Raw genomic sequence first — 12,663 nt, forward strand, 5'->3', positions numbered from 1 at the left:
TGTTCATCTGACTCCAAGTACCAATACCGCACACAATTAAGGAGCAACACCTTGGGGACAGGAGTTAGGAGCAAACTTAGGGTCAGAAGCCCCAGCGGAGGCGCAAGCCCAAGTACCGTCAGCAGCAGTACGAGTCCATGTCAAGCTAGCGCCTGAAACTTGTGTTGGTGCGTTAAGGATAGCGCAACTGATGCTGGTTGCATCCACGGTGATAGTACAGTTATTAGTAGTCCCCTGTAGTCCAACCAGAGCGAGTGTCGGTGTATCACCGTTATTGACAATCTCTTCGAACGCAGTGCGTCCTGCAGATATTTCAGCAAGGCCCGCTGTCATCTTGGATCGCGCTTGATAATCGCTATAAGCTGGAATAGCGATTGCAGCCAGAATACCGATGATCGCAACAACGATCATCAATTCAATAAGAGTAAAACCTTTCTGCATTTGAGCTTTCATTTCTCAACTCCATTTGTATGTGAGATAGCCGTTGGGCTGGTGGGGTCACTGCAGCTTGTGTGCCAAGGTGGGTTGAAACGCGATGTATCGGGGCTGGAGCCCTGGATCCTCGGCCTTCGCCGAGGATGACGATGGGGGAGGATGTGACAGGAGCGGGCTGCTCGATGTGCTGAAAAGTGCTGGAGGAGCGACGTAAGCCGACAATAGGTGACGATTTTTGTCAGGCGCAGCGCGGACTGAGTTACGTGTTTGGCCGCTGCGCTTTTGGTGTATCGGCGCGGTGCTGTACTATAGTCGGCACTGTCTCACTACGTACCGGGAAGACTATATGGATACCCCCGCTCTCTCCGGCCTGGCCCGGCGGATTGTTCAGGAAGAACTGCTGGATGCGCAGGCGGCTGGCAAGGCCAGTCAACAGGCCAGCCAGGACAAGATTCCCCTCATTACTTATCTGGTGCAGAACAAGCTGGCCAAGGCGCGTGACCTGGCCATGGTATGTGCCGAGGAGTTCGGCTACCCCTATCTGGACCTGACTGCACTGGACCGCGACAGCCAGCCGGAGGTCAGCCTGGTTAGCGAGAAGCTGATCCGCCAGCATTGTGTGATGCCCTTATATAAGCGCGGTTCGCGGCTATATCTGGCGCTGTCCGATCCGACCAATCAGCAGGCACTGAGCGATATCCAATTCAATACTGGTTTGATGACCGATGCGGTGATTGTCGAGGACGACAAGCTGCGCACGGCCATTGACAAGTACCTGGAGAGCGCGACCAGTGGACTGGGCGATATGGACGATGGCGACCTTGATAGCCTTGAAGTTGAAAGCGCTGCCGATGACGATAAGCGCAAGGATGCAGCTGGCGACACAGAAGACGCACCCGTGGTGCGCTTCGTCAACAAGATGCTGTTGGATGCGGTGAAGAAAGGCTCCTCGGACTTGCACTTCGAGCCCTATGAGAAAACCTACCGGGTGCGTTTTCGTACCGATGGCGTGTTGCATGAGGTTTCCAAGCCCCCGGTGCAATTGGGGGTGAAGATTGCTGCGCGTTTGAAGGTGATGTCTTCCATGGACCTGGCCGAACGTCGCAAGCCACAGGATGGTCGCATCAAGCTGAAGATCTCCAAGAACAAGGCCATCGACTTCCGGGTCAATAGCCTGCCGACGCTGTGGGGCGAGAAGGTGGTGCTGCGTATTCTCGATGCGGACAGTGCCAAGATGGGTATTGATGCGCTGGGTTATGAGGATGACCAGAAGCAGATGTATCTGGAAGCGCTGAGCAAGCCCCAGGGCATGATTCTGGTCACCGGCCCCACCGGCTCCGGTAAGACGGTGTCGCTGTATACCGGTCTGAACATCCTCAATACCATGGAGCGCAACATCTCCACCGCAGAAGACCCGGTGGAGATCAACCTGGAGGGAATCAACCAGGTCAATGTGAATCCCAAGCAGGGATTGGATTTTGCCCAGGCTCTGCGCGCCTTCCTGCGCCAGGATCCGGATATCATCATGGTCGGTGAGATTCGTGACCTGGAAACGGCCGAGATTGCCATCAAGGCGGCGCAGACCGGTCACATGGTCATGTCCACCCTGCACACCAACAGCGCGGCAGAAACCCTCACCCGCCTGCGCAACATGGGCGTGGCCTCATTCAATATCGCCACTTCGGTAAACCTGATCATTGCTCAGCGCCTGGCACGGCGGCTGTGTTCACACTGCAAGAAGCCGATGGATATTCCCCGCGAGACGCTGCGCGAGGAAGGCTACTCTGAAGAAAAAATTGCTAGCGGGTTAACGATTTACGGTCCGGTGGGTTGCGAAAATTGTCAGGACGGTTATAAAGGGCGTGTCGGGATTTATGAAGTGGTCAGAATCACGCCGGCCATCCAGCGCATCATCATGGAAGACGGTAACTCCATGCAGATTTCCGACGTAGCCCAGAATGAAGGATTCAGAAGCTTGCGCCAATCCGCGCTGATGAAGGCGGAACAGGGTGTCACCAGCCTGGCGGAAGTGAACCGAGTGACCAAGGATTAAGTCATGGCCCAGCAAGCAGCAGTGAAAAGGACCAGGCCGGTCGCGAAACCCGCGAAGAAAGCCAAGGTTGAGAAGGTCTACCCGTTCAAGTGGGAAGGCAAGGATCGCAAGGGCGTCAAGCTGTCCGGTGAGATACAGGGCACCAACCAGGCACTGGTGAAAGCGCAACTGCGCAAGCAAGGCGTGCTGGTCACCAAGATCCACAAGAAGTCCTCGCTGCTCGGGCCGCGCGCCAAGAAGATCAAGCCGCTGGATATTGCCTTCTTCACTCGCCAATTGGCGACCATGATGGCGTCGGGCGTGCCCATCGTGCAGGCGTTCGAGATCATTGCTGAGGGTACCGCCAACCCCAACTTCGCCAAGCTGATCAACGAGATCAAGACCGATGTGGCCTCGGGTAATACCCTGGCGGCGTCCTTGGCCAAGCATCCGCAATACTTCGATGACCTGTTCTGCAACCTGGTGGAGTCCGGCGAGCAATCGGGCCGGCTGGAATCGCTGCTGGACCGTATCGCTACCTATAAGGAAAAGACCGAGGCGCTGAAGGCCAAGATCAAGAAGGCCATGACCTACCCCATTTCAGTGGTGGTGGTGGCGGTGATCGTGACGGCTATTCTGCTGCTCAAGGTAGTACCCCAGTTCAAAGAAGTATTTGCCGGCTTCGGCGCGGACCTACCCGCCTTTACTCTAATGGTGATTGGGTTGTCCGAATGGCTGCAATCCTGGTGGTTCATCATACTAATCGGACTCATTGTGCTGGGCTGGGGTTACACCCAGGCCCATAGACGTTCGAAGCCGTTCCGCGATGCTCAGGATCGAGCTCTGCTCAAAGCCCCCATCATCGGCCAGATCATCTACGAGGCGGCGGTGGCTCGTTATGCACGCACTCTGTCCACCACCTTTGCTGCCGGTGTACCGCTGGTGCAGGCATTGGATTCCGTGGCCGGGGCCGCAGGCAACGTGGTGTTCTACAACGCCGTGAACAATATCAAACAGGATGTATCCGCCGGTACCCAGCTCAACTTCGCAATGCGTACCACCAATGTGTTTCCCACCTTGGCTGTACAGATGGCAGGTATTGGTGAGGAGTCGGGTAACCTCGACGGCATGTTGGAGAAGGTGGCGGACTTCTACGAAGCCGAAGTGGACAACAAGGTGGACAACCTCACTACCCTGCTCGAGCCGATAATCATGTCGGTGCTGGGTGTACTGATTGGTGGTCTGATCATTGCCATGTACTTGCCAATCTTCCAGCTGGGCGCCGTTGTCTGAACCATGACCTTACTTGATTATCTGGCCAGCCAGCTGCTGGCCTTTGTTGTAGTCGCTGGGCTGCTGGGATTGATAGTTGGCAGCTTTCTCAATGTGGTGATTCATCGCTTGCCGAAAATGATGGAGCGCGACTGGCTGCAACAGGCCCGGGAGATGTTGCATCCGGACCAGTCACAGGCTGAGACACCGGTGTACAACCTGGTGCTGCCTCATTCCCACTGCCCGCATTGCCAGACCGAGATCAAACCCTGGCAGAATCTGCCGTTGATCAGCTATGCGCTGTTGCGTGGCCGTTGTGGCAGCTGTCGGGAGCGTATCAGTCCACGCTATCCGCTGGTGGAGCTGCTCACCGCCGTGCTGAGTATCGTGGTGGCCTGGCAGTTCGGCTTCGGCTGGCCGGCCGCCGGGATGCTGCTACTGACCTGGACGCTGATTGCCCTCAGCCTGATCGATGCCGATACCCAATTGCTGCCGGATGCCATTGTGCTGCCGATGTTGTGGCTGGGGTTGATTGCCAATAGCTTCGGGTTGTTCACCGATATGCATTCGGCGCTCTGGGGCGCAGTGTTCGGCTATCTTAGCCTGTGGTCGGTGTATTGGCTGTTCAAACTGATCACCGGCAAGGAAGGCATGGGCTATGGTGACTTCAAGCTGCTGGCGGTGCTCGGGGCCTGGGGCGGCTGGCAGGTATTGCCGCTGACCATCTTGCTGTCCTCGCTGGTGGGTGCGATTCTCGGGATCATTATTCTGAAGACTCGCGGCGACTCGAATTCTACTCCCCTGCCCTTCGGACCCTACCTGGCCATTGCCGGGTGGATTGCGATTATCTGGGGGGATTGGATTACTGGAACGTATTTGCGGTTTGCGGGGTTTTGAATCGGGGCCGGGTTCCGTCCCTGCCAGCGGGGATTCAGGCGGCTTTGCTGGTCGAGCTGGTGCTCGACCCTCCCAGGTAAAATCGGTGGCGGGGGCTGGCTTGCCCGCGAATGGGCTGGATGTAAAGGCTTCGCGGCCGAGGTCGCGCTCACAAACACCTTGCTGGTGCCGGAACTAGCCTGGCTCCGCTTGGAGTCTAGATCTTCTCATAGCCCCCCTTCCTCTGACCGGTCCACAGACCCATCCAATCTACGTATACTGGGCGCCTTCGATATAGACGCAAGGCGCTGATATTGCCATGAGCATCTCTAACCCCTTCATCATCGGTCTCACCGGCGGCATCGGCAGCGGCAAGAGCGCGGCAGCGGCGCGGTTTGCCGAGGCGCATGATATTCATGTGGTGGACGCTGATATCAAGTCGCGGGTGGTGGTGGAGCCAGGTCGGCCGGCACTGCAGCAGATTGTCGACCGTTTTGGTGATGCGGTACTCCAGCCAGACGGTTCGTTGAATCGAGCAGCCCTGCGCGAGCGGGTTTTTCAGATACCCGACGAGCGCCGCTGGCTGGAGCAGTTGTTGCACCCGCTGATCCGTGAGGAGATCGTCCGTGATCTGACCTCTGCCGAGTCGCCTTATGCGCTACTGGTGTCACCGCTGCTGGTGGAGTCAGGGCAGTATCAGATGACCCAACGAGTGCTGGTAGTCGATGTGCCCGAGGCGCTGCAGATCGCCCGCACCACGGCCCGTGACAAGGTGCCAGAGGAGCAGGTGCGCGCCATTCTCCGGGCCCAGGCGCAACGTGAAGACCGGTTGCGCCACGCTGATGACGTCATCACCAATGACCAGGACCTGGCGGCGCTGCACCGCCAGGTTGATCAATTGCACCAGTTCTATCTGGCGCTGAGTACAGGAGCCAAGCCATGACCACTACTGTTGAATGCCCTACCTGCAAGGCCCCCGTCACCTGGGATGAAAGCTCTCCGGACCGCCCGTTCTGCTCCCCCCGCTGCCGCCTGATCGATCTGGGCGCCTGGGCGGCCGAGGAACATGTGATCCCCGGCGATGAGCTGGAGCAGGATCTGTTTTCTGAAGACTTCTCCAAGCAGTAATTTCCCCCACCACAAATCCGAGAACTCCATGCGCCGTATCCATGTCATCGCCGCTGTCATCCGTGATGCGCAAAACCGTATTCTGATTGCCAAACGTCCCGACCATGTGCATCAGGGCGGGTTGTGGGAGTTTCCCGGTGGCAAGGTTGAAGAAGCCGAGACCCGCCGCGACGGGCTGGGCCGGGAGCTGCTGGAAGAGCTAGGCATTGCCGTTACCGAGGCCCGTCCGCTGCTGGATATTCGCCATGATTATCCCGACAAGTCAGTACGGCTGGACGTGTGGCTAGTGACGGGGTTTGATGGCGAGGCCCATGGCGCTGAGGGGCAGCCGGTGCGCTGGGTGGCGGCTGCGGAGCTGGATGAGTATGCGTTTCCTGCCGCCAATGCCCCTATCGTGCGAGCGGCGCAGTTGCCGGAGCGGTATCTGATTACCCCCGATGTGGTGGACGAGACGGAGTTGTTTGCTGGGCTGGAACGGGCTCGGGACGCGGGTATCAGAATGGTGCAATTGCGGCAGACCGGGCTGGACGACGCGGCGTATCAGGCATTGGCACAGCGAGTGTTGGAAAAGTTTGGCGGCGACGTTCAGTGGATGCTGAAAGGCGATACCTCACCTGCATGGCCGGGTGCAGGTTGGCACCTGACCAGTCGACAGCTGCGTGCGATGTGGACCAGGCAAACTCAGAGGCAGCCTGCGGCTACCATCGGCTCGGTACAGAACGAAGCTGCTGGTTCTCCGGAAGAAGCGGCGCCCTCGCCGCGGTCGCCTTTGCAGGGCTCCAGCAAACCGGACTCCCTGAACCCCCGAGCCCTACTCGCCGCCTCCTGCCACAACGCGGAAGAGTTGAAGATGGCCGCCGATCTAGGAGCCGATTTTGTGACGCTCTCCCCCATCAACTCTACCGCCAGCCATCCTGATGCCCAACCCCTGGGCTGGGAGCGCGCCAGGGAGCTGATCGACTCGGTGAACATACCTGTGTACTTACTGGGTGGGTTGTCGGCTGACGAGCTGCTGGATGCCTTCGAGGCAGGGGCTCAGGGCATAGCGGGGATACGGCAGCTCTGGGGATGAAGTCGGGGCGTCGCGCGGGTGCGCGACAACCCGAAACCGTCAGGTAATTTCCACTACCCGCAGTTCCTTGGGCATGCTGAAGACGATATTCTCTTCCCGGCCGTCCAGCTCCTGCACGCCGGTGGCGCCGCTGTCGCGCAGGTGTTGAATAACCTGCTGCACCAGCACATCGGGGGCGGAGGCGCCGGCGGTGACGCCGATGTTGGTAACGCCTTCTAGCCATTCCGGGAGGATTTCGTCGGCGCCATCGATCAGGTAGGCAGGTGTACCCATACGATCCGACAGCTCACGCAGGCGGTTGGAGTTGGAGCTGTTGGGGCTGCCGACCACCAATACCAGATCACACTCACCGGCCAGCTGCTTGACCGCATCCTGGCGGTTCTGGGTGGCGTAGCAGATGTCATCCTTGCGCGGGCCTTCGATAGCCGGGAAATGCTTGCGCAGGGCGTCGATGACACGTGCGGTGTCGTCCATGGATAGCGTGGTCTGAGTGACGAAGGCCAGGCGCGAGGGATCTTTCACCTGCAGCCGGGCGACATCGTCCTCGTTTTCCACCAGATAGATGGCGCCACCGTTGCTGCCATCGTACTGCCCCATGGTGCCTTCCACTTCCGGATGCCCGGCGTGGCCGATAAGGATGCATTCGCGGCCATCACGGCTGTAGCGCACCACTTCCATATGCACCTTGGTCACCAGCGGGCAGGTGGCGTCGAACACTTTCAGACCGCGGGCATCGGCGTCGTCACGCACGGCCTTGGATACACCGTGGGCGCTGAAGATGACGATGACGTCGTCGGGAATCTCATCCAGCTCATCGACAAAGACCGCACCGCGGTTACGCAGGTCTTCGACGACAAATTTGTTGTGCACCACTTCATGGCGCACATAGATCGGGGGACCGAACACTTCCAGCGCGCGGTTGACGATTTCGATGGCGCGGTCGACACCGGCACAGAAGCCGCGCGGATTGGCCAGTTTGATCTGCATGGGAAGCCTCGATTGAGTCATGGTCAATGGCGGCTCAGGCCGCCTTCACCTCGATGATTTCCACCTCGAAGGTGATGACCTTGCCAGCCAGCGGGTGGTTGAAGTCCACTTCAACCATAGTATCGTGAATGGTCTTGACCACGCCGGGCATTTCTCCGCCGGCGGCGTCCCGGAAGATGACCAGCAAGCCAGGCTCCAGTTCCATTTCGCTGAACTGGTCGCGGGGCACGGTCTGTATGTTCTGCGGGTTGCCGGGGCCAAAGCCACGCTCGGGTTCAACTTCAAAGCTGCGCTTGTCGCCGGCCTTGAGACCGAACAGGCTGGCTTCGAAGCCGGGCAGCAGGCTGCCGTCACCGACTTTGAAGGTGGCCGGAGCTTTGCCCACGGTGGAATCAACTACGTCGCCGCTGGGCAGTTTCAGGGTGAAGTGCAGAGTGACTTCAGTGTCGTGGTTGATGCGGATGTCGGTCATGTCTGTCTCAAATACGTTGAATGGCAGGGTATGGCTGCCGGAGAAACCCGGGCCCGCTTTGCGGACCAGCGCAGCGACAGCGCCGCTTCTGCAGGAGCCGGTCAGCTGTCTTTTTTCCCCGGCCGAAACATATCCAGAATCATCAGCGCCGCGCCTACGGTGATGGCGCTGTCAGCGATATTGAAGGCCGGGAAGAACCAGCTCTGCTGCCAGTGCACCAGAATGAAATCCACCACATGGCCATGCACGATACGATCGTACAAATTACCGAGCGCGCCGCCAAGAATCAGCGCCAGCGCCAGTGCTTCCAGCCATTTATCCCGGGCCAGACGCGACAACCAGACCAGCAGCATGACGCTTACGCCCACGGCAATGGCGATGAAAAACCAGCGCTGCCAGCCGCCGGCGTCCGACAGGAAGCTGAACGCAGCCCCGGTATTATAGGCCAGGGTGAAGCTGAACAGACCATCGATCACCGGAACCTGCTGGTACAGTCTCAGGCTGGACTCCGCCACCCACTTGGTCAGCAGGTCCAGCGCAATGACCACGACGCTGAGCCACAACCAGACCAGTCCGCTGCGACGCAGGTCAGGCATGCTTGCGCACCTCGCCCTGCCCTTCGATGTTCTCGACGCAGCGGCCACAGATCTCGGGATGCGCAGCATGGCTGCCCACGTCCGGCAGGAAATGCCAGCAACGGACGCACTTGCTGTGCCCCGATTTGACGATGCTCAGCTTCAGGCCGGATACCTCGGTGGCGACGGCACTGTCATTCGCGTCGGCCAGCGGCGCGATGCGCGCGGCGGAGGTGATCAGCACGAAGCGCAGCTCGTCGCCGAGCTTGTTCAGCGTGGCGCTGACCTGCTCGTCGGCGTACAGGGTAACTTCCGCCTGTAGATTACCGCCGAGGACCTTGGCGTTGCGCAGGTTTTCCAGTTCCTTGTTCACCGCGATCTTCACCGCCAGTACCTGCTCCCAGAAGGCCCGGTCCAGCTCAATGTCTGCCGGCAGCGCCGTCAGACCGTCATACCAGGTGTTGAGCATGACCGATTCGTTGCGTTCGCCCGGCAGGTACTGCCAGATTTCCTCGGCGGTAAAGGCTAGGATCGGCGCGATCCAGCGCACCAGCGCCTCGGCGATGTGGTACATGGCGGTCTGACAGGAGCGCCGTGCAGTGCTGTCGGCACCTGTGGTGTACTGGCGGTCCTTGATGATGTCCAGATAGAAACCGCCCAGCTCCTGCACGCAGAAGTTATGCACCTTCTGGTAGACGTTCCAGAACTTGTAGGTGTCGTAGGCTTCGCTGATTTCCTGTTGCAACAGCAGCGCGCGGTCCACGGCCCAGCGGTCCAGGTCGAGCATCTGCTCCGGGGGCAGAGCATGCTGCTTCGGGTCAAAACCATTGAGGTTCGACATCAAAAAGCGCGTGGTATTACGGATGCGGCGATAGGCATCGGCGCTGCGTTGCAGGATCTGCTTGGAGACGGCCATTTCACCGGAGTAGTCGGTGGAGGACACCCACAGGCGCAGGATATCGGCACCCAGACTGTCGTTCACTTCCTGCGGGGCCACCACGTTGCCCAGCGACTTGGACATCTTGCGACCGTTCTCGTCAACCACGAAGCCGTGGGTCAGCAGACCGCGGTACGGCGCGTGGCCGTCGATGGCGCAAGCGGTCAGCAAGGATGAGTGGAACCAGCCGCGGTGCTGGTCGGAGCCTTCCAGATAGAGGTCGGCACGCGGACCGTCTTCATGCCCCATCGGGTGCGAGCCGCGCATCACGTGCCAGTGGGTGGTGCCGGAGTCGAACCACACGTCCAGGGTGTCGCTGATCTTGTCGTACTGGGCGGCTTCTTCGCCAAGCAGTTCGGCGGCGTCCAGCTTGAACCAGGCTTCGATGCCCTCTTGCTCGACGCGCTTGGCCACTTCTTCCATCAGTTCGACGGTACGCGGATGCAGCTCACCGCTTTCCTTGTGCAGGAAGAACGGGATCGGCACACCCCAGTTGCGCTGACGGGAGATACACCAGTCCGGCCGCCCGGCGATCATGCCGTGCAAGCGCGCCTGCCCCCAGGCGGGGACGAACTGGGTCTGCTCGATGGCGTCCAGGGCGCGGCGGCGCAGGGAGCTGCCGTCGTGAACCACCTTGTCCATACCGACAAACCACTGGGCCGTAGCGCGGTAGATCAACGGAGTCTTGTGGCGCCAGCAGTGCATGTAGCTATGCTGGATCGGCTCGTGCTTGAGCAGCGCGCCAACTTCGTCGAGTTTGGCGACGATATTGGCGTTGGCCTTCCAGATGAATTGGCCGCCGAAGAATGGCAGGTCGCTGACATAGACGCCATTGCTCTGCACCGGGGTGAGAATGTCGTCATTCTCCATGCCGTAGTGCTTGCAGGTACGGAAGTCGTCCTCGCCGTAGGCCGGGGCCGAGTGGACGATACCAGTACCGGCGCCGGTCTCGACGTATTCCGCCAGGTACACCGGGGAGAAGCGCTCGTAGAACGGGTGACGGAAACGGATGTTTTCCAGTACACGACCTTCGCACCGGGCAATGATCTCGCCCTGCTTGCCGTAACGCTGCAGGCTGGACTCGGCCAGCTCTTCGGCCAGTACCAGCAGTTGATCGCCGGTATCGACCAGCGCATAGATGAAGTCAGGATGGACGTTCAGCGCCTGGTTGGCCGGGATGGTCCAGGGGGTGGTGGTCCAGATGACGATGCTGGCGGGCTTGGCCAGTGTCGCTACGCCAAAGGCAGCCGCCAGCTTGTCCGCATCTTCGACGACAAAAGCCACGTCGATGGCATCGGACTTCTTGTCCTGGTATTCCACCTCGGCTTCGGCCAGTGCCGAGCCACAGTCAAAGCACCAGTTGACCGGCTTCAGGCCCTTGAAGACGAAGCCGCCTTCGACCATCTTCGCCAGCGCACGGATCTCGCCCGCTTCGTTGGGGAACTCCATGGTCTTGTAGGGATTATCCCAGTCGCCCAGCACGCCCAGGCGGATGAAGTCATTTTTCTGGCCTTCGATCTGCTCAGCGGCATAATGGCGGCAGCGCTCGCGGGTCTGGTCCGCCGGCTGGTTTTTGCCGAAGGTGGTCTCGACCTTGTGCTCGATCGGCAGGCCGTGGCAATCCCAACCCGGTACGTAGGGCGCGTCGAAGCCGGACAGGGTGCGCGAGCGCACGATCATGTCCTTGATGATCTTGTTCACCGCGTGACCGATATGAATGCTGCCGTTGGCGTAGGGCGGGCCGTCGTGCAGCACGAACTGGGGGCGGCCTTGGCTGACCTCGCGAATTCGCTGGTAGAGACCGATACTGTCCAGACGTTTCAGGGTTTCCGGCTCGCGGGCCGGCAGGCCGGCCTTCATCGGGAAATCTGTTGCGGGCAGGTTCAGCGTCGCTTTGTAATCAGTCATCTTGTCCTGGCTCACTTGTTCAATTCGGCGGCCCATTGGGCCCGTGCGGTGGCGAAATCAGCCTTGATGGCGGCCTGCAACTCGTCCAGCGAGTCGAACTTGCGTTCGTCACGCAGTTTTTCATGAAATACCACGGTAATACGGCGACCGTAGAGGTCACCGTCGAAATCCAGCAGATGGACTTCCAGATGCGCCTGGCCATCCCCGTTCACCGTGGGACGGGTGCCAATATTGGCGGCACCGAGGTGCCGTGTGCCGTCCAGCTCGACGCTGACCCGGTACACCCCATTGAGCGGCGCACTGATGCGCTTGAGCTGCACATTGGCAGTCGGCGCACCCAGGGTCCGGCCCAGCTTCTGGCCATGCAGTACTCGCCCGGTAATGCTGAACGGGCGACCCAACAGGCGCTCGGCCTGGGGGAAGTCTCCCTCCGCCAGAACCTGACGCACTCGGGTGCTGCTGATGCGCTCGCCGCTTTCGGCCACGGTGCTGGCGGACTCGACAGTGAACCCTTGCTGCTGGCCACGCGCCTGCAGCAAGGCAAAGTCACCGGCACGATCGCAACCGAAGCGGAAATCATCGCCCACTTCCAGGTGTTTTACGCCCAGCCCATCGATCAGCACCTGCTGGATGAATTCATCCGCGCTCAGCTCGCGCAGGCGGCGATTGAATGCCAGGCACAGTACTCGGTCGACGCCCTGCTCTTCCAGCAGCGCGAGCTTGTCGCGCAGGCGGGTCAGGCGCGGCGGTGCGCTGTGGGGGGCGAAATACTCCCTGGGCTGCGGCTCGAAGATCACCACGCAACCGGGCAACCCCAGACGCGCAGCATGACGACTCAGACGCTTGAGAATCGCCTGATGCCCGGCATGTACACCGTCGAAATTACCAATTGTTGCCACGCACCCACGATGATGGGGACGCAGATTGTGCAGGCCGCGGACCAGTTCCATAGCGCTCGTTATCGGCAGA

12 protein-coding genes are annotated in these 12,663 nt (G+C 59.9%); 6 read left to right on the plus strand and 6 right to left on the minus strand.

Features of this window, described 5'->3' with window-relative positions; translation table 11 throughout:
• Positions 1-36: 36 nt before the first annotated feature.
• Positions 37-453: a pilin gene (locus DHB74_RS03325; RefSeq protein ID WP_499160799.1), complete on the minus strand. Its 417-nt coding sequence runs from the start codon at positions 451-453 to the stop codon at positions 37-39.
• Positions 454-781: 328 nt separating this feature from the next.
• On the opposite strand from DHB74_RS03325, the gene pilB reads away from it, so the two are divergent.
• The 6 genes from pilB to DHB74_RS03355 all read left to right on the plus strand — a co-directional run bounded on the left by pilB (position 782) and on the right by DHB74_RS03355 (position 6,815).
• On the plus strand, positions 782-2,488 hold the full coding sequence (gene pilB / locus DHB74_RS03330; protein ID WP_499160800.1) for a type IV-A pilus assembly ATPase PilB: 1,707 nt from the start codon (positions 782-784) through the stop codon (positions 2,486-2,488).
• 3 nt (positions 2,489-2,491) lie between these two features.
• Positions 2,492-3,760, plus strand: a complete 1,269-nt coding sequence (locus DHB74_RS03335; RefSeq protein ID WP_499160801.1) for a type II secretion system F family protein — start codon at positions 2,492-2,494, stop codon at positions 3,758-3,760.
• A 3-nt stretch (positions 3,761-3,763) separates the two neighbouring features.
• A complete protein-coding gene (locus tag DHB74_RS03340; protein ID WP_499160802.1) occupies positions 3,764-4,636 on the plus strand; it encodes a prepilin peptidase in 873 nt (290 codons plus the stop codon).
• Positions 4,637-4,934: 298 nt separating this feature from the next.
• Entirely contained in the window at positions 4,935-5,558 is a 624-nt protein-coding gene (coaE, locus tag DHB74_RS03345; RefSeq protein ID WP_280164640.1) for a dephospho-CoA kinase, read from the plus strand.
• The gene (gene yacG, locus DHB74_RS03350) at positions 5,555-5,743 is read left to right on the plus strand and encodes a DNA gyrase inhibitor YacG (RefSeq protein ID WP_499160803.1); all 189 of its coding nucleotides are present in this window, start codon (positions 5,555-5,557) and stop codon (positions 5,741-5,743) included. Before coaE ends, yacG begins: the two co-directional genes overlap by 4 nt.
• A 28-nt stretch (positions 5,744-5,771) precedes the next feature.
• Positions 5,772-6,815, plus strand: a complete 1,044-nt coding sequence (locus DHB74_RS03355; RefSeq protein WP_499160804.1) for a Nudix family hydrolase — start codon at positions 5,772-5,774, stop codon at positions 6,813-6,815.
• A gap of 39 nt (positions 6,816-6,854) precedes the next feature.
• Here the strand turns inward: DHB74_RS03355 and ispH are convergent, their stop codons facing one another.
• The 5 genes from ispH to ribF form a co-directional block, all read right to left on the minus strand.
• A complete protein-coding gene (gene ispH, locus DHB74_RS03360) occupies positions 6,855-7,802 on the minus strand; it encodes a 4-hydroxy-3-methylbut-2-enyl diphosphate reductase (protein WP_280164642.1) in 948 nt (315 codons plus the stop codon).
• 34 nt (positions 7,803-7,836) lie between these two features.
• Positions 7,837-8,274 (minus strand): FKBP-type peptidyl-prolyl cis-trans isomerase, encoded by a 438-nt coding sequence (gene fkpB / locus DHB74_RS03365; RefSeq protein ID WP_499160805.1) that lies wholly within the window; start codon positions 8,272-8,274, stop codon positions 7,837-7,839.
• Positions 8,275-8,375: 101 nt separating this feature from the next.
• Positions 8,376-8,870 carry a signal peptidase II gene (gene lspA, locus DHB74_RS03370; protein ID WP_074777779.1) on the minus strand — a complete coding sequence of 165 codons (495 nt, stop codon included), beginning with the start codon at positions 8,868-8,870 and terminating at the stop codon, positions 8,376-8,378.
• Positions 8,863-11,694 carry an isoleucine--tRNA ligase gene (gene ileS / locus DHB74_RS03375; RefSeq protein ID WP_499160806.1) on the minus strand — a complete coding sequence of 944 codons (2,832 nt, stop codon included), beginning with the start codon at positions 11,692-11,694 and terminating at the stop codon, positions 8,863-8,865. Before ileS ends, lspA begins: the two co-directional genes overlap by 8 nt.
• An 11-nt stretch (positions 11,695-11,705) precedes the next feature.
• Positions 11,706-12,644, minus strand: coding sequence for a bifunctional riboflavin kinase/FAD synthetase (gene ribF / locus DHB74_RS03380; RefSeq protein WP_074777778.1), 939 nt, complete (start codon positions 12,642-12,644; stop codon positions 11,706-11,708).
• Positions 12,645-12,663: the final 19 nt, after the last annotated feature.

The sequence above is a fragment of the Pseudomonas sp. G11-1 genome (assembly GCF_024031555.1).
In the GTDB taxonomy this organism is placed as follows: domain Bacteria; phylum Pseudomonadota; class Gammaproteobacteria; order Pseudomonadales; family Pseudomonadaceae; genus Halopseudomonas; species Halopseudomonas bauzanensis.